Genomic DNA, 23,042 nt, shown 5'->3' with positions numbered 1-23,042 from the left:
GGACGGGGACGATGAAGGGGATCCTGCTCGCCGGCGGGAGAGGCACCCGGCTGCTGCCCACCACGCTGGCGGTCTCCAAGCAGCTCCTGCCGGTCAACGACAAACCGCTGGTCTACTTCCCGCTGTCGGTCCTCATGCTGGCCGGCATCACCGACATCCTCCTCATCACCACCCCCGAGGACGCCCCCCAGCTCCAGCGGCTCCTCGGCGACGGCTCCCACCTGGGGCTCACCATCTCCTACGCCGAGCAGCCCGAGCCGAACGGCATCGCCGAGGCGCTGATCATCGGCGCCGACCACATCGGCGACGACACCGTGGCGCTCGTCCTCGGCGACAACGTCTTCCACGGCCACAACTTCCAGGAGCTGCTGCGGCAGGCCTGCCGCGACGTGGACGGGTGCGTGCTGTTCGGCTACCCGGTCAGCGACCCGCACCGCTACGGCATCGCCGAGGCCGACGCGGCCGGCCGGCTGCTGTCCATCGAGGAGAAGCCCGCCGTCCCCCGCTCCAACCTCGCCGTCGTCGGCCTCTACCTCTACGACAACGAGGCCGTCGACATCGCCAAGAACCTCGCCCCCTCCGGCCGCGGCGAGCTGGAGATCAGCGACGTCAACCGCGCCTACCTGGAACGCGGCCGGGCGAGCCTGGTCCACCTCGGCCGCGGCTTCGCCTGGCTGGACGCGGGGACGCCGGAGTCCCTGCTCCAGGCCGGCCAGTACGTGCAGCTCCTGGAGCAGCGGCAGGGCGTCCGGATCGCCTGCCTGGAGGAGATCGCCCTGCGCATGGGCTACATCGGCGCCGAGGACTGCCACCGGCTCGGCGCCGCACTCGGCAAGTCCGCCTACGGCCAGTACGTGATCTCGGTGGCCGAGCAGTTCGGTAACAGACAGCAGGAGGCACGACCATGACGTTGACGACGTCGTACGCGGGCGGGCCGCCCGCAGGAGAGGGCGGACCCGGCGCGCTCGGGCCGGCCGGGGCCGCCGACCGCGTGATGGGGACGGGGGAGCTGCGCGAGGCGGTGCGGGACCTGGAACGCGAGATCTACCGGCGGCGCGAGCTGATCGACCAGATCCGCGAGCGCATCACCCTGTTCGAGCCGCGCCGGGACGGCGAGGGCGAGCCCCGCAGCACCGTGGAGTACCTGGAGGGCACGCTGGAGGTGCGCGGCTTCCTCAAGACCGCCTCCGACGGCTGCCGCGAGGAGGTGCTGGTGCTGCAGGCCGGCGGCGTGGTCGAGGAGCTGTCGGACACCTACCTCGGCCTGGTGGCGCGCGGCGTGACGGTCCGCATCATCTGCCAGCACCGCAACCGCGCGGACGTGGCCACCCGGATGCGGATGAAGCGCCTCACCGACGCCGGCGCGATCATCTACACCGTCAGCCACGTGCCCCGCTCGGCGATCGTCTTCGACCGGTCGCTGGTGGTGCTGTTCGGCGTGCAGGACGAGGAGGCCAACGTGGCCCGGGTGCACAACCAGGGCATCGCGCAGTTCTTCCTCGACCTGTTCAACCACCTGTGGGAGATGGCGACGCCGCTGGAGGGCATCGACTTCGGCTACGCGGGGGTGGCCGACGACCTGCAGCAGTCCATCGCGGCGCTGATGGCCAAGGGCTACACCGACGAGGTGGTGGCGCGCAAGCTCGGCATGTCGGTGCGGAGCTGCCGCCGGCACATCGCGACCATGATGCGCGACCTCGACGCCACCAGCCGGTTCCAGGCGGGCGTCCAGGCGGCCAGGACCTTCCTCAACGCCGGCTGAGGCGCGGATCGAGGCAGGTCCCGGCGCGTCCCGAGGGCTCACACCTGGCCGGGCGTGGCGACCGCCACCCCGGCCAGGGCGCGGGCCCGCTCCACCAGCAGCTCGACGCCCAGCACCAGGTCCGCGAAGCTCATCGCGGGGTCCAGGCAGATCCGCACCGAGCAGTTCGCGTCCTCGGCCGGGACGCCGATGGCGGTCAGCACGTACGAGGGCTCCTGCGAGCCGGAGTTGCACGCCGACCCCGTCGACACCGCCACCGTCCGCAGCCCGGCGACCAGGCTCTCGCCGCGCACGCCCGGCAGCACCACGTTCAGCACGTGCGGCACGCTCGCGTCCGGGTCGCCGTTGACCCGCAGGCCGGGGACGCCGGCCGCGAGCACGTCCAGCGCCGTCGCGCGCAGCTCCCTGACCCGCCGCCACTCGGTGTCCAGCCGGGCCGCGGCCAGCTCGGCCGCCTTGCCCATCCCCACCACCAGGTGCGTGGGGATCGTGCCGCTGCGCAGCGCGTGCTGCCCGCCGCCGTACAGCACCGGCCGCAGCCGGTGCCGGATCTCCGGCCGCACGTACAGCGCGCCGACGCCCTTCGGGCCGTGGATCTTGTGCGCCGACAGCGACAACGTGTCGAGCTCCGCCTCCCGCACCGCGATCGGGATGCGCCCGGCCGCCTGCGCCGCGTCGGCGTGCAGCATGGCGCCCACGGCGTGACACAGGGCCGCCATCGCCGCGACCGGCTGCACGACGCCGATCTCGCTGTTCACCCAGGCGGCCGTGGCCACCCTCGTGTGCAGGTCGAGGCGGGCGGCGAGGTCGTCCAGGTCCACCTGGCCGCTCGGCCGCACCCGCGCCGTGCGCGTCTCGACGCCCCGGGCGGCCAGCGCCTGCCCGACGGCGAGGGAGGACTTGTGGTCGATCGGGCAGAAGAAGCCGTTGACCGGGGCCCGCTCGTCGTGGCCGAACATGCCGAGCAGCGCGAGGTTGTTGCTCTCGGTCGCGCCCGAGGTGAACACCACGTCCGCCGGGTCGGCGCCGATGAGCCGCGCCACCGACTCGGCCGCCTCGTCCACCGCGCGCCGGGCCCGCTTGCCCAGCACGTGCGGCGAGGACGGGTTGCCGAACTCCTCCCGCAGGTACGGCAGCATCGCGTCGAACACCTCGTCGTCCACGCGGGTGGTGGCGCAGCCGTCCAGGTAGATGACCTTCATGGCGTCACCTGCGGAACGTGCTGACGGTGACGAGGTTGCCGTAGATCTCCTCGGCGGACATCTCGCCGCTGCCGCCCGGGTCGGCGATCACCACCCGCATGCCCGGCAGGTCGTACAGGCTGAGCGCGATGTCCACGCCCGTCTCCACCGGCATCAGGCACTCGCCCGGCGCGAAGATCAGCAGGTTGCGGTGCCCCGCCTTGTACACCTCCGACACCATCTCGGTGATCTCGCCGGCGCAGCCGGTGATGCCGCAGCTGATGAGCGTGCGGTAGTTGCCGTCGGCGTCCAGGAAGGCCACCTCGGTGTCGCGCGGGCCGGAGTCGAGGTAGCGCTTCTCCAGGCGGCCCTCCTTGACGAAGCGGTCGGCGGCCTTCTGGAAGCGGTACTTCAGCCAGGTCTCGGGGAAGGCCAGCGGGTGCTTCCTGCTGGGCAGGACCACGTCCTGCGTCAGGCCGGCCTCGCGCAGCGCCTTCTCGTACGAGGCGGGCAGCGCGGTCAGGCCGGCGAAGAACTCCGCCCGCAGCTCGCTCGCCGGCCGGCCGCCGGTCGGCACGTACTGCCAGTCGTTGACGAGCAGCAGCAGCCGGGCGTCCGCGCCGGCGGCGGCGTACTCGTTGAGCAGCTCGATGGACATCCGCCAGGTGTAGCCGGGGAAGACGCCGACCCGGCCGGCGATGCGGCCGCGCATGGTCTCGTCCCGCTGCTCCTCGATGACGCCCGGCGTCAGCCGCCCGGAGGACGGGTCCTCGAACAGCATGAAGTGGCCGCCCATGACCACCAGGTCGGCGAGGCCGTCGGCGGGCAGTTCGCGGGCGATCGCCTGGCGCAGCTCCTGCTCCGAGGCGACGAGGCGGCGGCTCTTGGCCACCTGGCCGGTCAGGGTGTCGTTCATGAGGTTCACTCCGAGTTGCTGGGGATCTGGGTGGACGGAGTACGCGGGCCGGGCGCCAGCCTGGCGGCCAGCGCGCCGAGCGGCGCGGGCCCGGTGAGCTGCTGGAGCGTCAGGCCCGTCCAGCCGCGCCCGGCCAGGCGGGCCAGCACCTGCGGGGCGCGCAGGGCCTGGCCGCCGGCCAGCACGTAGCTGTCGGACGGGTCGACGCGGGACAGGCCGTGCGTCTCGCGCACGGCTTCGGCGAGCGCCGCCACGGCGGCGTCCGGGGCCGGCCCCGCGGGGACCGGCGCAGCGACGGGCGGGGGAGCGGGGAGCGGGGGCGGGGGGAGCGGGGGAGGGGCCGCCGGCGTCTCGCGGCCCTCGTCGTGCGCCAGCACCAGGGCCTCCATGCCGCGCAGGAACCACTCGACCTCGGCCGGCCCCATGACCGCGGCGGCGGCGTGCAGCGACAGCGACACCGCGTCCCGCCACTCGTCGATCCGCAGGTAGGTGTCCAGGCCGCAGCGCGCCCACGACAGCGGCGCCGGGTTCCAGGTGAACGCGGTGCGCCGGCCGCCGTACTCCTTGCTGCGCTGCTTGATGAAGTTGACCTCCGAGCCCAGCCGCACCTCGCCGCCGCGCCGCGAGCCCTCGCGGGAGACCATCTCCACGACCTTGTCGTAGGGCACGTACGCGTGCTCACCGGCCTGTTCGAAGGCGCCGGCCAGCCGCCGCAGCAGCTCGCCGAACGGCGGGTCGCCGGAGGCGTCCACGGTCACCAGCATCGGCGAGAACATGCAGGTCAGCACGTCCGGGTACGGATGCGACCCGCGGTTGCTGACGAACGCCAGCCACCCCACCGTGCGCTGCCCCGTGTAGCGGGCGGTCATCGCCGCGTACGCCGCCACCGGCACCAGCGACGGCCACACCCCGTGCCGGGCCGCCACCCGCCGCCCGGCCGCGAGCAGCGCGGGCGAGATCAGCGTCGCGTGCCCCGCGCCCTCGGCGTCCCGGCGGCGGCGGGCGAACGGGTCGCGCGGCAGCCGCGCCACCCCCTCCTGCCAGTGCGCCATCGACCGGGCGGCGACGATCGCCGCGTCCGCCGACGCCTCGTGCCGGGCCAGGTCGGACGGCTGGTGCCGGACCGGCGGCAGCGCGGCCGGGCGGCGGGCGGCCAGGCCGGCGGCCTGCGTGCGCAGCTCCCGCTTGATCTCCTCGATCGTCCAGGCGTCCACGGCCAGGTGGTTGAAGACCAGCACGCACTGCCGCGGCAGGCCCCCGGTGGTGATGAGGCAGGCCCGGACCGGCCACTCGGCGGCCAGGTCGAACGGGCGGCGGGTCAGGTCGTCGAGCACCCCGGCAGGGCCGGGCGTGCCGTCCCGCTCCGTGGTGGCCACGGTAACCGGCAGCGCGGCCGGCGGCTCCACCCGCTGCGCGGGCTCCGGGTCGAGGGGGAAGGTCGTGCGCAGGATCTCGTGGCGGCGCGCGAGGTGGGTGAGGATCGCCCGGCACTGGGCGACGGTGAGCCCGCCGGGCACCTGGAACCGCAGCACGACGTGCGTCTCGTGCTGGTGCTCCGGCGGGAGCTGGTGGACGCGCAGCCACATGTAGCGCTGCCCCCAGCACAGGCTCGCGGATTTCATCGCACATTCACCTCGGCCGGAATTCGTGATACCCCAATAACCCGAGAATCGGCGTTTCCCGGTTATCGGGCAACGGCCGCGCGTTGACCTGTTCGGCGGGGCACAACCTGCCAGCGGGGCCGGCATTGACCGCGGCCCGGCCATTTCGGCAGCCTTTTCCCGAAGGGTTGACATCGTGAGATGGGGGCTGCGCCATGCTGGATATACCCGACGGTTTCCAGAGCATTCTGCGCACGCATCTGCCGTACGCCGACTCCGGTGAGCTGACCGCCCACGACGAGCTGGGCGCGCTCGGGCTCGACTCGATGGGGGTCGTGCGGCTGCTGGTGGACGTCGAGGACGCGTACGGGGTCGAGCTGCCCGACGACCTGCTGAACGAGTCCACGTTCGCCACGGTCGGGTCGCTCTGGCAGACGCTGGCCACCGTGTGGCCGCCGCTGCGCTGAGACCGGCCCGCACCGCGTCGCCCGGCGGCCGCCCCGGAGACCGGGGCGGCCGTCGCACTGTCCGCTACGGGTGCAGGGCCGCGGCGGTGGCGCGGCGGTCGACCTTGCCGTTGGCGTTCAGCGGCAGGGCGTCGAGCAGGGTGACCGAGCGGGGCACCATGTAGCCGGGCAGCACCGCGGCCACGCCCCTGACCAGCGCCGGCGGGTCCAGGCCCGCGCCCGTGCAGGCCGCCTCCAGCCGCAGCTCGCCGTCCGCGTCCGGCACCGCCAGCACCACCGCCTCGTGCACGCCCGGCTGCTCGCGCAGCGCCGCCTCGACCTCGCCCAGCTCCACCCGGTGGCCGGAGATCTTGACCTGCTGGTCCAGCCGGCCGAGGTGCACCAGCAGGCCGTCGCGCCAGGCCACCCGGTCGCCGGTCCGGTACCACAGCCCGGGCGGCACCTCGCCGTCCGGCGGCGGGCCGGCGGGGGAGCCGTCGGAGCGGGCGAAGCGGCCCGCGTTCACCTCCGGGTCGGTGTAGCCGGGGAAACGCTGCACGCCGCGCAGGCACAGCTCGCCCTCCGCCGCGGGCCGGCCGTCGCCGTCCAGCACCAGGTGCTCCACGCCGGGGTACGGCAGCCCGATCGGCACCGTCCCGTTGGCCGTCACCGGCCAGCGCTCCCGGTCGGCGGGCAGCCGGTACTGGGTGCAGCTGATCGTGACCTCCGTCGGCCCGTACAGGTTCTCCAGCACGCTGCCCGGCGCGGCGGCGGCCCACGCCGCGGCCTGCCGCAGCGTCAGCGGCTCCCCGCAGAACAGGCTCCAGCGCAGCGACGGCATCGAGCCCGGCGCCAGCCGGCGCAGCCGCATCGCCAGCGACACCACCGACGGCACGCTGAACCAGTGCGTCAGCCGCTCCCTGGCGACGAACGCCACCGGCTTCAGCAGGTCGTACGGGCCCGGCACGACCAGCGTCGCGCCGCTGCCCCACGCCGCGAACATGTCGAACACCGACAGGTCGAAGGTCAGGTCGAACGTCTGCGACAGCCGGCAGCCCGGCCCCAGCCCGTAGCGGGGCACGACGTGCGCCAGGTAGGCGTCCACGCTGCGGTGCCGCACCGGCACGCCCTTCGGCACGCCGGTCGAGCCGCTGGTGAACAGCACGTACGCGGGCGCGTCGAGGCTCGCGGCGACGGTGTCGGGCACGCCGCGCGGCCCCGGGCCGAGCCGGTCCAGGCGGACCGCCAGCGTCGCGGCGGGCAGCACCGGCGGGGCGAGCGTCGCGTCGGCCAGCACCAGGTCCAGCCCGGCCGCCGCCGCCACCGCCCGGTTGCGGGCCGGCGGGGCGGCCGGGTTCAGCGGGACGACGGTCGCGCCGAGCCGCTGGACGGCCAGGTACCCGGCGTAGGCGAGCAGGTTGCGGGCCGCGTACAGGCCGACCCTGGACGGCGGGCCGCCGCAGGCGTCGGCGAGCTCGGCGGCCAGCCGGCGGGAGAGCGCGTCCAGCTCGGCGTAGGTGTGCCGGCCGTCCCCCGTCTCCAGCGCGACCAGGTCGCTGTGGCGGGCGGCGGAGTCGGCGAACCACCGGTAGAGCGTGCGTTCCATGGCCTCTCCACGATCGGCTGCGGGGCTGGGGGTTACGGGGGCGGCAGGCTACGGGGCCGGGGCCAGGGGGGACGGGGTGTAAGGCGGCGGGTCGGGCGGGAACAGGGCGGGCGGCGGCGCCGGGTCCGTTCCGTCCCACAGGTCCTTCAGCGCGCGCCCGGGATCGGTCACCGCCAGCCGCGCCCCGGCGGCCACCGTCCGCATGACGTCGGTCATCGCCTCGGCGGGCAGCACGTCGGGGTCGGCCAGCATGAGCACGCTGGTCCGGCCGCCGCGCACCTCCACCCGCACCCGGAACGCCTGCCCGTACTGCTGCGCCAGCGGCGTCCAGGCCAGCTCGGCCGGCTCCGGGTCGCGGGCGTCGCTCGGCCTGCGGTCCACCTGGATGTAGTTGAACCAGGCCCGGAACAGGTGGTTCATCCAGCAGCCGTGCTCCGGCCGCTCGCCCAGCTCCGCCGCCAGCCCGGCGATCCTGTCGAAGTCGTAGCAGGAGTGCCGGTAGGCCCTGGCGCTCGCCCAGTGCAGGCGCTTGACGTGCTCGGCGAGCGTGGCGCGCGGGTCCACGCCCGCGACGAACGGCACGAGCTGGTTCATCGTGCCCACGTTGTGCTGGTCCTCGGGCGCGAACCGGTTGGACGACATCAGGCTCATCGTGACCCGGTCGGTGCCCAGGTGCCGGGCCAGGCCCGCCGCCACGAACGCCATCAGCACGGCGGGAGCCGTCACGCCGTGCACCCGCCCGGCCTCGGCCGCCCACCCGCCGAGGGCGCGCGAGTGCAGCGTCAGCTCCAGCCGGTTGCGCTTCGCCTTCGCCGGCAGCGTGGGCAGGGCGTCCGTGAGGCCCTGCGCCAGCACGCCCCGCCAGTAGCGCTCCGCGCCCTCCTGCCGGGGCCGCCACGACTCCTCCCGCTGCCGCCGGGCGAGCTCGCGCGGCGCGGGCCCGGTGACGGCGGTCGCGCCCGGGTCGGCCAGCAGCGCCTTGAACTGGTCCTGGACGTGGTGGATCGACCACAGGTCCACGATGAGGTGCGAGAACGTCAGCGACAGGTAGAGCGGCGAGCCGTGCATGGCGACCAGCCGCCCCCGCCAGTTCAGGTCGCCCTCCATCGCGAACGGCACCGCCAGCAGCTCGGCCTTGGTCAGCTCGTGCTCGCCCGGGTCGGTCACCACCCGGTCCACGACCTCGACCGGCGGCTCGATCGCCGCGTGCACGCGCTGCACCGGCGCGCCGCCCACCACGTGGTACGTCGTGCGCAGCGCCTCGTGGCGGTCCATCAGCCGCCGCAGCGTGCGCAGGACGTGCTCCACCGAGCTGCCGCGCAGGTCCCAGGTGCTGGGCAGGTTGGCCTCGGCCAGCCAGTCCTCCGGATACCGCTCGATCTCCCGCCAGCTGAAGAGCTGGCCATGGCTGAGCCGCGCCTCGACGGACATCGGTCATCCCCCTCCGCAGCCTTTTCCCGTCCGTCATTCATCGCGGAGGCGAATGGCCGGGGTCAAGACCGGGACGCGCGCGGAGCGGTGGCCACAAATGGCGGCAACTTCATGCCGGCGGCGCGGGCGTGTGCCGGGGCGGACCGCCACCTTAAAGTCGCAATGTCTATGTAATAGCCGCGAACTGCACGGCTGTCGAGTAATTCCACGCGGCCGTCCGGATAAACCGCCGGCGTCGTGCAACGACGATTCCCGAGGCTTTGAGGTGGCGCATTGATGGCTGGTGAGTCGAGGCAGGGGGCCGTACAGGACGAGCCGGTGGCCGTCGCCGTCGTCGGCATGGCGTGCCGGCTGCCGCGCGCCGCCGATCCCGGCCGGTTCTGGGAGCTGCTGCGCGAGGGCGAGGACGCGGTCACCGAAGCGCCGGAGGGCCGCCGGGCGCCGGGCGCCGCCCACCCGCGCGGCGGGTTCCTGGACGACGTGGACGGCTTCGACGCCGCCTTCTTCGGCATCTCGCCCAACGAGGCCGCCGTCATGGACCCGCACCAGCGGCTGGCGCTCGAACTCGCCTGGGAGGCGCTGGAGAGCGCCCGCGCCGTGCCCGCCGCGCTGCGCGGCAGCGCCGCCGGCGTCTTCCTCGGCGCCATCTCCAACGACTACGCCGCCCTCCAGGACCGGCTCGGCCTCGGCGCGCTCAGCCGGCACGCCTACACGGGCGCGAACCGGGCGATGATCGCCAACCGGGTGTCGTACGTGCTGGGCCTGCGCGGCCCCAGCCTGACCCTCGACACCGGGCAGTCGTCGTCGCTGGTGGCCGTCTGGATGGCGGCCGAGAGCCTGCGCCGCGGCGAGAGCGACCTCGCCCTCGCCGGCGGCGTCAACCTCAACCTGCTGCCCGAGACCACCGAGGCCATCGCCGGCTTCGGCGCGCTGTCGCCCGACGGCCGCTGCCACGTCTTCGACGCCCGCGCCAACGGCTACGTGCGCGGCGAGGGCGGCGCACTGGTCGTCCTCAAACGGCTGGCGGACGCCGTGGCGGCCGGCGACCCCGTGCACGCGGTGCTCCTCGGCGGCGCCGTCAACAACGACGGCGGCGGCGACGGGCTCACCGTGCCCAGCGCCCGCGCCCAGCAGGAGGTCATCACGCTCGCCTGCGCCCGCGCCGGGGTGCGGCCCGAGCAGGTCCGCTACGTCGAGCTGCACGGCACCGGCACCAAGGTCGGCGACCCGGTGGAGGCCGCCGCCCTGGGCGCCGCCTACGGCGCGGCCCGCCCCGACGGCGAGCCGCTGCTGGTCGGCTCGGTCAAGACCAACATCGGCCACCTGGAGGGCGCGGCGGGCATCGCCGGCCTGCTGAAGGTGGTGCTGTCGCTCAAGCACCGCGAGCTGCCGCCCAGCCTGCACTTCACCGCGCCGCCGCCCGAGATCCCCCTGGACGAGCTGCGGCTGGACGTCGTACGGGCGGCCCGGCCCTGGCCGGGGGCGGACGGGGCGCCGGCGGTGGCGGGGGTCAGCTCGTTCGGCATGGGCGGCACCAACTGCCACCTCCTCCTCACCGAGCCCCCCGCCCCTGAACGGCGTGCTGTGCCGCCCGCTTCCTCCGCCGCCGGAGCGTCTGACGGGCCGTCCGCTCCCCTCACCGCCGAACCGCCACTCCGGGTGGCCGGGGCGGGGGTGCCGTGGGTGGTGTCGGGGCGGGACGAAGGGGCGTTGCGGGAGCAGGCCGCCCGCCTGGCCGCCCTGGCCGCCGACCCGGAGACGGAGCCCGGCGACGTCGCGTACAGCCTGGCCGCCACCCGGTCGGCGTTCGAACGCCGCGCCGTCGTCCTCGCCGCCGACCGCGAGACCCGCGCGGCCGCGCTGCGCGCCCTGGCCGCCGGCCGCCCGCACGACGCGCTCGTCACCGGGACCGCGACCGGCGGCGGGACCGCGTTCGTCTTCCCCGGGCAGGGCTCGCAGTGGCCGGGCATGGCCCGCGACCTGCTGTCCGCCTCGCCCGCGTTCGCCGCGCGCCTGGCCGAGTGCGCCGGCGCGCTCGCCCCCTTCACCGGCTTCTCCCTCCTGGACGTGCTCCGCGGCAGCCCCGGCGCCCCCGGCCTGGACCGCGTGGACGTCGTCCAGCCCGCCCTGTGGGCCGTGATGGTCGGCCTCGCCGAGCTGTGGCGGGCCCACGGCGTCGAGCCCGGCGTGGTCGTCGGCCACAGCCAGGGCGAGATCGCCGCCGCCACCGTCGCCGGCGCCCTGTCCCTCCAGGACGCGGCCCGGGTCGTCGCCCTGCGCAGCCGCGCCATCGCGGGCATCGCCGGGCGGGGCGGCATGATGTCCGTGGCCGCGCCGCTCGCCGTCGTGGAGGAGGCCGCCGCGGGGCTGCCCGGGCCCGTGCACGTCGCCGCCGTCAACGGGCCGCGCGCCGTCGTGGTGTCCGGCCCGCGCGAGGCCCTGACCGCGCTCGCCGCCCGGCTCGACGGCCACCCCACCAAGATCCTCCCGGTGGACTACGCCTCGCACTCGCCCGAGGTCGAGCAGGTACGCGACGAGGTCCTGGCGGCGCTCGCCCCGATCCGGCCGGTCAGCACCGCCACGACGTTCGTCTCCACGCTGACCGGCGAGCCCATGGACACCGCCGGCCTCGACGCCGCCTACTGGTACCGCAGCCTGCGCCGCCCGGTCCGCTTCGAGCCGGCCGTGCGGGCGGCGCTGGCGGCCGGCTGCGACCTGTTCGTGGAGTGCAGCCCGCACCCGGTGCTGGTGGCGGGCGTGGAGGAGACGGCGGAGGCCGCCGGTCGGGACGTCACCGCCCTCGGCACCCTGCGCCGCGACGACGGCGGGCCGGGACGGGTGACGCGCGCCCTGGCCCAGGGGTACGTGTGGGGCGCGCCGGTGGACTGGTCGCGGCTCTGCCCGGGGGCGCGGACGGTGGACCTGCCGACGTACCCGTTCCAGCGCCGCCCCCACACCCCGCCCCGCGCGGCCGTCACGGTCCGGCGGGAGACCGGGCCCGCCGCGACCCCGCCCGACGCAGGTGCCGAGGCGCGCGAGCGCGTCGCCGCGACGCCGGTCCGCTCGCGTGAGGAGGTGCGCCGCCTCGTCCTGGACCTGACCGCCCGGCTGCTCGGCTACGCCGACCCGGCGGAGGTGCCGCCCGGGCGCTCGTTCAAGGACCTCGGGCTGGAGTCGGCGGCGGCCGTCGAGCTGCGCGACGGCCTGCGCACGGCGACCGGGCTGCGGCTCCCGACCGGCCTCCTGTTCGACCACCCGAGCCCCGACCGCCTCACCGACCACCTCTGCGCCCAGCTCGCCGCCGGCACCGACGCCCCGGCGACCACCAGCGCCGCGGCCGTTACGGTCGCCGCCGGGGCCGCGCCGACCGACCACGACGACCACGACGACGACGCGATCGCCGTGATCGGCATCGGCTGCCGCTACCCCGGCCGCGTCGCCTCCCCGGAGGACCTGTGGCGGCTGGTCGCGACCGGCGCGGACGCCGTCGGCGAGTTCCCCGCCAACCGCGGCTGGGACCTCGACACCCTCTTCGCCCCCGGCGGCCCGGGCGCCAGCGACACCAGGCACGGCGGTTTCGTCCACGACGCCGACCTGTTCGACGCCGCGTTCTTCGGCATCAGCCCGCGCGAGGCCGCCGCCATGGACCCCCAGCAGCGGCTGCTGCTGGAGGTGTGCTGGGAGGCCCTGGAACGGGCCGGCCTCGACCCGGCGGCGCTGCGCGGCTCATCCACGGGCGTGTTCGCCGGCGCGATGGCCCCCGAGTACGGCCCCCGCCTGCACCAGCCCACCGGCGCCGCCGACGGCCACCTGCTCACCGGCACCGCGCTCAGCGTCGTCTCCGGCCGCGTCGCCTACACCCTGGGCCTGCGCGGCCCGGCCATCACCACCGACACGGCGTGCTCGTCCTCGCTGGTGTCGATCGTGCTCGCGACGCAGGCGCTGCGGCGCGGCGAGTGCGAGCTGGCGCTGGCGGGCGGCGTGACGGTGATGTCGAGCCCGGGCATGTTCGTGGAGTTCAGCAGGCAGGGCGGCCTGGCCCCGGACGGCCGCTGCAAGGCGTTCTCCGCCGCCGCCGACGGCACCGGCTGGGCCGAGGGCGCGGGCGTGCTCGTCCTGGAGCGCCTGTCCGACGCCCGCCGCCGCGGCCACCCCGTGCTGGCCGTGATCAGGGGCGGCGCGGTCAACCAGGACGGCGCCAGCAACGGCCTCACCGCCCCCAGCGGCCAGGCCCAGCAGGAGGTCATCCGGCGCGCCCTGGCCGACGCCGGGCTGTCGGCCGCCGACGTGGACGCGGTCGAGGCGCACGGCACCGGCACCCGGCTCGGCGACCCGATCGAGGCGGAGGCGGTCATCGCCGCCTACGGCCAGGACCGGCCAGCCGGCCGCCCGCTCTGGCTCGGCTCGCTGAAGTCGAACATCGGTCACACGCAGGCGGCGGCGGGGGTGGCGGGTGTGATCAAGATGGTGATGGCGTTGCGGCACGGGGTGTTGCCGCGGACGTTGCACGTCAGCGAGCCGACGCCGCATGTGGATTGGTCGGCGGGTGGGGTGCGGTTGCTGACGGAGCCGGTGCGGTTGGGGGGTGCGGCGCGGGCGGGGGTGTCGAGTTTCGGGGTGAGCGGCACGAACGCGCATGTGATCGTGGAGTCGGCGCCCGTGCAGGAGGTTTCGCGGGGTGAGCCGTTGGCGGGTGCGGGTGTGCTGGTGTGGGTGGTGTCGGCCAAGAGCGGGCAGGCGTTGCGCGCCCAGGCGGCCCGGCTCCGCGACTACGCGGCGACCCTCGCGGACGACGACCTGGCCGCAGCCGGCCGCGACCTCGCCCGCCGGGCGAAGCTCGCGCACCGCGCCGTGGTGGTCGCGGAGGGCCGGGACGACCTGCTGGCCGGCCTCGACGCGCTCGCCGCCGCCCGCCCCCACAGCTCCGTGATCACCGGCGTGGCCCCGGCCGAGACCGGGACCGTGCTCGTCTTCCCCGGCCAGGGCTCGCAGTGGACGGGCATGGCGACCGGCCTGCTGGATGCGTGCCCGGTGTTCCGGGCGGCGCTGGAGCGGTGTGACCGGGTGCTGGCGCCGTTGACCGGGTGGACGGCGAGTGCGGTGTTGCGGCAGGAGGCGGGCGCGCCGGAGCTGTCCGGGACCGCCGTGGTGCAGCCGGTGTTGTGGGCGGTGATGGTGTCGCTGGCCGAGGTGTGGGCGGCGGCCGGGGTGTCGCCGCAGCTCGTGGTGGGCCAGTCGCAGGGCGAGATCGCGGCGGCGTGTGTGGCGGGCGCGTTGTCGCTGCGGGACGCGGCCCGCGTGGTGGTGTTGCGCAGCCGCGCTCTGGAGCGGATGACCGGCACCGGCGCGATGGCGGCGCTGGACGTCCCGGCGTCGGTGGCGCGGGAGCTGATCGACGGTGAGCGGCTGTGGGTGGCGGTGGAGTCCAGCCCGGCCGGCTGCGTGGTGGCCGGTGACCCGGCGGCTTTGGAGGAGGTGACGGGGGCGCGGGTGCGGCGGATCGCGGTGGACTACGCCTCGCACACCCCGCACATGCGCGCGTTGGAGGGCGAGCTGGGCCAGGCGCTGGCCGATGTCCGGCCGGGCCCGGCCACGGTGGCGTTCTGCTCCTCGGTGACCGGAACTGTGCTGGAGGGGCCGGAGCTGACCGGCCGTTACTGGGTGGACAACCTGTGCCTGCCGGTGCGCTTCGACCCCACCATCCGGACGGCGGTCGCGCAGGTGCCGGGCCGGCCGGTGTTCGTCGAGGCCAGCCCGCACCCGGTGCTCGTCGGCGACGTGACCGAGATCTGCCGCGACACCGGCGCCGGAGTGTGCGGGACCCTGCGGCGCGGCGAGGGCGGCCCCGCCCGCCTGCTCGCCTCCTTCGCCCAGGCGTGGGCCGAGGGCGCGCCGGTCGACTGGGCCACGGTGCTCGGCGACGGCCCCCGTCCCGCCGAGCAGCCCCCCACCTACGCCTTCCAGCGCACCCGCCACTGGCTGGACGCCGACGCCGCCCGCCACCCCCTGCTCGGCCAGGCCGTCCCGCTGGCCGCCGACGACGGCTTCCTGCTGACCGGCCGCCTGTCCCGCGCCGCCGCCCCCTGGCTGGCCGACCACGTCGTGGACGGCGTCGTGCTCCTGCCCGGCACCGCCTTCGCCGAGCTGGCGCTGGAGGCCGCCGCCCGCGCCGGGTGCGACCTGGTCGAGGAGCTGACGCTGGAGGCCCCCCTGGTCCTGCCGGACACCGGCCCGGCCGAGGTGCAGGTCACCGTCGGCGGCCCCGACGAGCACGGCCGCCGCGCCCTCGCCGTGCACGCCCGCCGCGCCGGCGACGACCCCTGGACCCGGCACGCGCACGGCCTGCTCGCCACCGCCCCCGCGCCCCCCGCCGAACGCCTGCCGTCCTGGCCGCCGGAGGGCGACGAGCTGGACTCCGGCGACCTGTACGAACGGCTCGCCGCCCGCGGCTACGGCTACGGCCCCGCCTTCCGCGGCCTGCTCGCCGCCTGGCGCGTCCCCGGCGGTCCCGCGTACGCCGAGGTCGCGACGCCCGAAGGGCTCGACGTGACCGGCTTCGGCGTGCACCCGGCCCTGCTGGACGCCGCGCTCCACCTGGCCGTGGCCGGCGCCGACGGCCTGCTGCTGCCGTTCTCGTGGAGCGGCGTGCGGATGGCCGCCTCCGGCGCGGGCACGCTGCGCGTCCGCCTCGACGACCTGGGCGACGACCGGGTGGCGCTGGCCCTGTTCGACGCCTCGGGCCAATGGGTGGGCGGCGTCGAGACGCTGGCGCTGCGCAGGACCGCCGCCGCCGGCCCCGCCGCCGTGCCCGCGTACACGATCGAGTGGACGGAGGCGGCCGCGCCCGCCACCGGCGGGCGGCGCTGGGCGGTGACCGGCGTGGCCGCGCTCGCCGACGAGGTCGAGGCGGAGCTCGCCGCGGCGGGGATCGCCGCCCCCCGCTCCTACGATCTGGTCTCCCTCGCCGACATGGCCGCGGGCGAGCCCCCCGACCTGGTCCTGGCCCCGCTGCGCGGCGACCCCGGCGACCTGCCGTACGCCGCGCACGACACGCTCGGCGAGGCGCTCGACCTGGTGCAGGGCTGGCTCGGCGACGAGCGGCTGACGGGCTCCCGCCTGGTCTTCGTCACCCGGCCCGGCGACCTGGCCGGCGCGGCGGTGCGGGGCCTGGTGCGGTCGGCGCAGTCGGAGCAGCCCGGCCGGTTCGCGCTGGCCGAGCTGCCGGCGGGCTTCACGGCCTGGGACCGGCTGGCCGCCGCGATCGCGGCCGGCGAGACCCAGCTCGCCGCGACCGGCGGCACCCTGCGCGCGCCCCGGCTGACCCGCCGCGACCCCGCCACGACGACCACGCCCGATCAGACAGGCGCCCCCGACCCGGTCACCTCCGGCCTGGCGGGGACGGTGCTCGTCACCGGCGGCACCGGCGGCCTCGGCGCGCTGGTGGCGCGGCGGCTGGCCGAGCGGCACGGCGTCCGCGACCTGATCCTGCTGTCCCGGCGCGGCCCCGAGGCGCCCGGCGCGCTCGACCTGGCGGCCGAGCTGGAGGAGCTGGGCGCGCACGTCACCGTCGCCGCCTGCGACGTCGGCGACCGCGAGGCCCTGCGCCGGGTGCTGGACGCCGCGCCCCGCCTGACCGGCGTCGTGCACGCCGCCGGGATCCTGGACGACGCTCTCGTGCAGGACCTCACCCCGGACCGGGTGGCGTCCGTGCTGGCCCCCAAGGCGGACGCCGCCTGGCACCTGCACGAGCTGACCCGCGACCGCCCGTTGTCCCTCTTCGCGCTGTTCTCCTCGGTGGCGGGCGTGCTGGGCAACGCCGGGCAGGGCAACTACGCCGCCGCGAACGCCTTCCTCGACGCTCTCGCCGAGCACCGCCGCGACCTCGGACTGCCCGCCGTCTCCATCGCCTGGGGCCTGTGGGACGCCGACTCCGGCATGACCGGCACGCTCGACCAGGCCGACCTGGCGAGGCTGGCGCGCGCCGGCATCGCCCCGCTCGACGTCCAGCAGGGCCTCGCCCTGTTCGACGCCGCCCTCACCGCGCCCGGCCCGCTCGTCGTCGCCGCCCGCTGGGACAACGCCGGCCTCCGCGCCCGGGCCGAACGCGACGACCTGCCGCCCGTGCTGCGCGGACTCGTCCGCGCGCCCCGCCGGGCGGCGGCGCAGACCCGCCAGGCCACCGCGGCCGCCCCGGCGGACGGCCCCGAGCTGGCCGAGCGGCTGGCCGCGATGAGCGAGGCGGACGGCCGCCTGCACCTCATCCAGCTCGTCCGCGGCCACGTGGCCGCCGTGCTCGCCCACCCGAGCCCCGACCAGGTCGAGGTGGACCGCGCCTTCAACGAGCTGGGCTTCGACTCGCTGACCGCCGTCGAGCTGCGCAACCGGCTCGGCGCCGACACCGGGCTGCGGCTGCCCGCCACGCTTGTCTTCGACCACCCCACCGTCACCTCGCTCGCCGACTACCTGTTCCACTCGCTGGCCCCCGACGGGCCCTCGCCCGAGGACGCGCTGCGGGCCGCGGTGGACCAGGCCGAGTCGACGCTCCAGGCCGCGAACGGCCAGGCGGACGCCGTCCGCCGCCGGCTCGTCGCCATCCTCCAGAGCGCCCTGGCCAGGATCGGCGCCGGCTCGGCCGCCGACCCGGCCACCACGCGACCCGGCTCGGGCGGGGCCGCCGAGGAGATCGTGTCCGCATCGGACGAGGAGATCTTCGCCTTGATCGACAACCGATCGATGACATCCCCGTTGAGGACCTCCCTGGAAGGGCCTGGCCATGGCCAATGAGGACAAGCTTCGCGAATACCTGAAGCGGGTCGCCGTCGAGCTGACCGAGACCCGCCAGCGGCTGGCGGACGAGGAGAGCCGCCGCCACGAGCCGGTGGCGATCGTCGGGATGGCGTGCCGGTTCCCCGGCGGCGTGGAGTCGCCGGAGGACCTGTGGAAGCTGGTCTCCTCAGGGGTGGACGCGATCACCGAGTTCCCCGGCGACCGCGGCTGGGACGTGGACGGGCTGTACGACCCCGACCCCGAGGCGATCGGGAAGACGTACACGCGGCACGGCGGCTTCCTGCACGACGCGGGCGACTTCGACGCGGCGTTCTTCGGCATGAGCCCGCGCAGCGCCCTCGCCACCGACCCGCAGCACCGGCTGTTCCTGGAGTCGTCCTGGGACGCCCTGGAGCACGCCGGCATCGACCCCGCCCGCCTGCGCGGCAGCGAGACCGGCGTCTACGCCGGCAACATGCACAACGACTACTCCTCCCGCTTCATGCACGGCGCCGTCCCGCCGTCGCTGGAGGGCAGCCTGCTCACCTCCAGCACGCCGAGCGTGCTGTCCGGCCGGGTCTCCTACACCCTCGGGCTGGAGGGGCCGTCGCTGACCGTCGACACGGCGTGCTCGTCCTCGCTGGTCGCGCTGCACCTGGCCGTGCAGGCGCTGCGGCGCGGCGAGTGCGCGCTCGCGCTGGCCGGCGGCGTCACCGTGCTCGCCTCGCCGGACGCCTTCGTCGAGTTCTGCCGCCAGCGCGGCCTCGCCCCCGACGGGCGGTGCAAGTCGTTCTCCGCCACCGCCGACGGGGCCGCCTGGGCCGAGGGCGTCGGCGTGCTCGTCCTGGAACGCCTGTCCCAGGCCCGCCGCAACAACCGGCGCATCCTCGCCGTCGTCCGCGGCACCGCGATCAACCAGGACGGCGCCAGCAACGGCATGACCGCCCCCAGCGGCCCCGCCCAGGAGCGCGTCATCCAGCAGGCGCTCGCCGACGCCCTGCTCGACACCCGCGACATCGACGCCGTCGAGGCGCACGGCACCGGCACCACCCTCGGCGACCCCATCGAGGCCCAGGCCCTCCTCGCCACCTACGGCCGGATGCGCCCCGCCGACCGGCCGCTCTGGCTCGGCTCGGTCAAGTCCAACATCGGCCACACCCAGGCCGCCGCCGGCGTGGCCGGCGTGATCAAGATGGTCATGGCCATGCGGCACGGCGTCCTGCCGCGCACCCTGCACGTCACCGAGCCCACCCCGCACGTGGACTGGTCCGCGGGCAACGTCCGGCTGCTCACCGAGCAGGCCGGCTGGGCGCGCGGCGAGCAGCCGCGCCGGGCCGGGGTGTCCAGCTTCGGTATCAGCGGCACCAACGCCCACGCCATCGTCGAGGAGTACGAGCCCGCCCCCGGGCCGCGCCCCGCCCCCGCCTTCACCGGCCCGCTCGCCTGGCCCATCAGCGCCCGCGGCCAGAGGCGCTGGCCGCGCAGGCGGCGCGGCTGCACGCCCGCGTCACCGAGGGGGAGCGGCCCGACCCGGCCGACGTCGCCCGCTCCCTGGCTGGCCGCGCCGCCCTCCCGCAGCGCGCCGTTGTGCTCGGCCGCGACCACGACGCCCTGACCGACCGGCTGGCCCGCTACGCCCGCGGCGAGAACGTCCCCGACGTCGTCGAGGGCGTCGCCGGCGAGCAGCCCCGCCCGGCGTTCCTGTTCACCGGCCAGGGCGGGCAGCGGCCCGGCATGGGACGCGGCCTCGCCGCCGCCTCCCCGGTGTTCGCCGCCGCGCTCGACGAGGTGCTGGCCGCGCTCGCCCCCCACCTGGACCGCCCGCTGCGCGACGTCATGTGGGCCGAGCCCGGCAGCCCCGGGGCCGAGCTGCTCAACGACACCGCCTACACCCAGCCCGCGCTGTTCGCCTTCGAGGTGGCCGCCCACCGGCTGCTGGAGTCCCTGGGCGTGCGGCCCGCCGTGGTCGCCGGGCACTCCGTCGGCGAGTACGCCGCCGCGCACGTCGCCGGCGTCTGGTCGCTCGCCGACGCGGCCCGCCTGATCGCCGCCCGCGGCCGGCTCATGCGCGAGCTGTGCGAGCCGGGCGCCATGGTCGCCGTCAACGCCGGCGCCGACGAGGTCGCGCCCACCCTCGCCGGGCTGGCCGACCAGGTCGGCATCGCCGCCGTCAACGGCCCCGCGAGCGTCGTGATCTCCGGCGCCGAGCGGCCCTGCCTGGCCGTCGCCGAGCAGTGGCGGGCGCAGGGCCGCCGCGTCCGCAGGCTCCCGGTCAGCCACGCCTTCCACTCGCCGCTCATGGAGCCGATGCTGGCCGCGTTCGCCGGCGAGCTGGCCGGGGTCACGTTCGGCCGCCGCCAGGTGCCGTACGTCACCGGCACCCCCGGCGACTGGTCGGACCCCGGCTACTGGCTCGACCAGATCCGGCGGCCGGTCCTGTTCCACGAGGCCGTCGGCGCGCTGGAGGAGGGCGGCGCCGGCGTCTACCTGGAGGTCGGGCCGCAGGCCGTGCTCGCCGGCATGGCGCACGACTGCGTCACCCGCGAGGACGCCGTGATCCTCGCCCTGCACCGCCGCGACCACGACGAGGCGGACGCCCTGGCGGCCTGCCTCGCCGCCGCCTGGGCCGCCGGGGCCGAGGTCGACTGGGCTGAGCTGGCCCGCCACGGCCGCCGCGTCGACCTGCCCGGCTACGCCTATGAACGCGAGCGCTTCTGGCTCGGCGCGCCCGCCCGCGGCGCCGACCTGTCCGCCGCCGGGCTGCACGAGGCCGGGCACCCGCTGCTCGGCGCGGCCGTGGAGCTGGCCGACAACGGGCCCGTGGCGCTCACCGGCCGCCTGTCGGCCGCCGCCGCCCCCTGGCTGGCCGAGCACGTCGTGGCCGGGTCCGTCGTGGTGCCGGGCGCGGCGCTCGCCGACCTCGCCCTGGCCGCCGGCGCCCGCACCGGGCACGGGCTGGCCGAGGAGCTGATGTTCGAGGCGCCGCTGATCCTGCCCGAGCGCGGCGACGTCGCCGTGCAGGTCGTCGTCGAGCCGCCGGACGCCTCGGGCGCGCGGCCCGTCCGGGTGCACTCCCGCCCGGCCGGCGACCCCGAGGCCGCCTGGACCCGCCACCTGTCCGGGCTGCTCGCCCAGGACCAGGCCGGCGACGCCCCCGCCGCCTGGGCCGCCGCCTGGCCGCCCGCCGACGCCGCCCCGGTCGAGCTGTCCGGCGGGTACGAGCGCCTGGCCGAGCAGGGCTACGAGTACGGCCCAGCCTTCCAGGGCCTGCGGGCCGCCTGGCGGCGCGGCGAGGACCTGTACGCCGAGGTGGAGCTGCCCGGCGACGTGGACCCGGACGGCTACGGCATCCACCCGGCCCTGCTGGACGCCCTGTTCCACCCGCTGCTGGTCGCCGGCGACCAGCCGGGGGACGGCCTGCGGCTGCCGTTCGAGCTGCGCCGGGTGCGCCTGCTCGCCGCCGGGGCCACCCGGCTGCGGGTGCGGCTCACCCCCGCCGGCGGCGACGGGTGGGCCGTCGAGGCCGCCGACCCGTCGGGGCGGCCCGCGTTCGCGCTGGCCTCGGTCCGCACCCGGCCGCTGCCCGCGGGCGCGCTCGGCCGGGCCGCCGCGCCCGCCGCCTACGGCGTGGACTGGGTGGAGGCCGCCGCCGAGCCCGGCGACGCCGACGCCGTCGTCATCCCGTGCGCGAGCGGCCGCGACGGCGTGCCCGCCGCGCTGCGGCGGCTCACCGCGCAGGTGCTGGACGCCGTCCAGGACGAGCGGCTGGCCGGGTCGAGGCTGATGTTCGTCACCCGGCCGGGAGACCTGGCCGGCGCCGCCGTGCGGGGTCTGGTGCGGGCGGCGCAGGCCGAGCAGCCGGGCCGGTTCGTGCTGGCCGAGGCCGAGGAGGGGCACGCGGACTGGTCGCGGGTCGCCGCCGTCGGCGAGCCGGAGGTCCGGGTCCGCGCCGGCCGGCTCCTGGTGCCGCGCCTGGCCTGGCGCGAGCCCGCCCCGGCGGCCTCGCCCGACCTGCCGGGGACGGTGCTGGTGACGGGCGGCACCAGCGGGCTCGGCGCGCTGGTCGCGCGGCGGCTGGTGGAGCGGCACGGCGTCCGCGACCTGCTGCTGCTGTCCCGCCGCGGCCCGGAGGCGCCCGGCGTGGCCGAGCTGACGGCCGGGCTGGAGGAGCTGGGGGCGCGCGTCACGGTCAAGGCGTGCGACGCCGGCGACCGGGCCGCGCTGGAGTCGGTGCTCGCCGCCGTGCCGCTGCTGACCGGGGTCGTGCACGCGGCCGGCGTCCTCGACGACGGCCTCGTGGAGGACCTGACGCCGGAACGCGTCGCGGCCGTGCTCGCCCCGAAGGCGGACGCGGCCTGGCACCTGCACGAGCTGACCCGCGACCGGCCGCTGTCGATGTTCGTGCTGTTCTCGTCCCTGGCCGGGGTGCTGGGCAACGCCGGGCAGGGCAACTACGCCGCCGCGAACGCCTTCCTCGACGCCCTCGCCGAGCACCGCCGCGACCTGGGCCTGCCCGGCGTGTCGATCGCGTGGGGCCTGTGGGACACCGAGTCCGGCATGTCCGGCACCCTCGGTCAGGCCGACCTGGCGAGGCTGGCCCGCGCCGGCATCGCTCCGCTCGACGTCCAGCAAGGCCTCGCGCTGTTCGACGCCGCGCTGGCCGCGCCCGACCCGGTCGTGGTCGCCGTGCGCTGGGACACCTCGGGGCTGCGCGCCCGCGCCGCGGACGGCGACCTGCCGCACCTGCTCAAGGGTCTGGTCAGGACGCCCAGGAGGGCCGCGGGCGGCGGCGAGCAGGGCGAGAGCCTGTCCTCGCTGATGTCCCGCCTGGCCGAGCTGACCAGGGAGGAAGGGCTGCGGCTGCTCACCGACCGGGTCCGCCGGCACGTCGCCGTCGTCCTCGCGCACGGCAGCGCCGAGAAGATCAGCGTCGACCGGGCGTTCACCCAGCTCGGCTTCGACTCCCTGACCGCCGTCGAGCTGCGCAACCGGCTCAACGCCGACACCGGGCTGCGGCTGCCCGCCACGCTCGTCTTCGACCACCCCACGGTCGGCGCGCTCGCCGAGTACCTGTTCAGCACGCTGGCCCCAGCCGCGTCCGCCCCCTCGCCCGAGGAGACGCTGCGCGGCGCGCTCGAACGCGTCGGCTCCATGCTCAGCAGCGCCAAGGACGACGGCGAGGCCATCCGCAGCAAGCTCGTCGCCGTGCTGCAGAGCGGCCTGGCCAGGTTCGGCGCCCCCCAGAGCGCCCCCGACACCGTCATGGAGAAGATCGACGCCGCCTCGGACGAGGAGATCTTCGCCCTCATCGACAACGAACTGTGAGCGGAAGG

Annotated in this window: 11 protein-coding genes; 6 read left to right on the top strand and 5 right to left on the bottom strand. The window is 76.3% G+C overall.

Translation table 11 applies throughout. The features are described 5' to 3' along the window. Positions 1-11 precede the first annotated feature (11 nt). The gene (rfbA, locus tag MF672_RS20845) at positions 12-908 is read left to right on the top strand and encodes a glucose-1-phosphate thymidylyltransferase RfbA (protein ID WP_242381522.1); all 897 of its coding nucleotides are present in this window, start codon (positions 12-14) and stop codon (positions 906-908) included. Beyond that, positions 905-1,762: a hypothetical protein gene (locus tag MF672_RS20840; protein WP_242381523.1), complete on the top strand. Its 858-nt coding sequence runs from the start codon at positions 905-907 to the stop codon at positions 1,760-1,762. Before rfbA ends, MF672_RS20840 begins: the two co-directional genes overlap by 4 nt. A 38-nt stretch (positions 1,763-1,800) precedes the next feature. Here MF672_RS20840 and MF672_RS20835 read toward each other — a convergent pair whose 3' ends face one another. From MF672_RS20835 to MF672_RS20825, 3 genes are read right to left on the bottom strand one after another with little or no spacing between them, the layout of a single operon-like run. After that, a complete protein-coding gene (locus tag MF672_RS20835; RefSeq protein ID WP_242381524.1) occupies positions 1,801-2,964 on the bottom strand; it encodes a cysteine desulfurase family protein in 1,164 nt (387 codons plus the stop codon). A gap of 4 nt (positions 2,965-2,968) precedes the next feature. Beyond that, positions 2,969-3,859 (bottom strand): LPD16 domain-containing protein, encoded by an 891-nt coding sequence (locus MF672_RS20830; protein ID WP_242381525.1) that lies wholly within the window; start codon positions 3,857-3,859, stop codon positions 2,969-2,971. Positions 3,860-3,864: 5 nt separating this feature from the next. Further along, complete coding sequence (locus tag MF672_RS20825) at positions 3,865-5,481, bottom strand: condensation domain-containing protein (RefSeq protein ID WP_242381526.1); 1,617 nt, start codon at positions 5,479-5,481, stop codon at positions 3,865-3,867. Positions 5,482-5,675: 194 nt separating this feature from the next. On the opposite strand from MF672_RS20825, the gene MF672_RS20820 reads away from it, so the two are divergent. Further along, positions 5,676-5,927, top strand: a complete 252-nt coding sequence (locus tag MF672_RS20820; protein ID WP_242381527.1) for a phosphopantetheine-binding protein — start codon at positions 5,676-5,678, stop codon at positions 5,925-5,927. A gap of 64 nt (positions 5,928-5,991) precedes the next feature. On the opposite strand, the gene MF672_RS20815 is transcribed toward MF672_RS20820, so the two are convergent. Together MF672_RS20815 and MF672_RS20810 are read right to left on the bottom strand one after the other, a co-directional pair. Further along, positions 5,992-7,512 (bottom strand): amino acid adenylation domain-containing protein, encoded by a 1,521-nt coding sequence (locus tag MF672_RS20815; protein WP_242381528.1) that lies wholly within the window; start codon positions 7,510-7,512, stop codon positions 5,992-5,994. Between the two features lie 48 nt (positions 7,513-7,560). Then, the gene (locus MF672_RS20810; RefSeq protein WP_242381529.1) at positions 7,561-8,943 is read right to left on the bottom strand and encodes a condensation domain-containing protein; all 1,383 of its coding nucleotides are present in this window, start codon (positions 8,941-8,943) and stop codon (positions 7,561-7,563) included. Positions 8,944-9,219: 276 nt separating this feature from the next. Here MF672_RS20810 and MF672_RS20805 point away from each other — a divergent pair, with 276 nt between their 5' ends. The 3 genes from MF672_RS20805 to MF672_RS20795 are packed head-to-tail and all read left to right on the top strand — an operon-like array spanning position 9,220 to position 23,034. Beyond that, positions 9,220-17,727 (top strand): SDR family NAD(P)-dependent oxidoreductase, encoded by an 8,508-nt coding sequence (locus MF672_RS20805; RefSeq protein ID WP_247815347.1) that lies wholly within the window; start codon positions 9,220-9,222, stop codon positions 17,725-17,727. Then, positions 17,717-19,324, top strand: coding sequence for a type I polyketide synthase (locus MF672_RS20800; protein ID WP_302893238.1), 1,608 nt, complete (start codon positions 17,717-17,719; stop codon positions 19,322-19,324). The genes MF672_RS20805 and MF672_RS20800 overlap by 11 nt, the downstream gene beginning before the upstream one ends. Next, the gene (locus tag MF672_RS20795; RefSeq protein ID WP_247815346.1) at positions 19,297-23,034 is read left to right on the top strand and encodes a type I polyketide synthase; all 3,738 of its coding nucleotides are present in this window, start codon (positions 19,297-19,299) and stop codon (positions 23,032-23,034) included. Before MF672_RS20800 ends, MF672_RS20795 begins: the two co-directional genes overlap by 28 nt. The last annotated feature ends 8 nt before the right edge of the window (positions 23,035-23,042 follow it).

Origin of the sequence: Actinomadura luzonensis (genome assembly GCF_022664455.2) — a bacterium.
Taxonomy (GTDB): domain Bacteria; phylum Actinomycetota; class Actinomycetes; order Streptosporangiales; family Streptosporangiaceae; genus Nonomuraea; species Nonomuraea luzonensis.
Note: the sequence above shows the minus strand (reverse complement) of the source record. Positions and strands in the feature narration are given on the sequence as shown.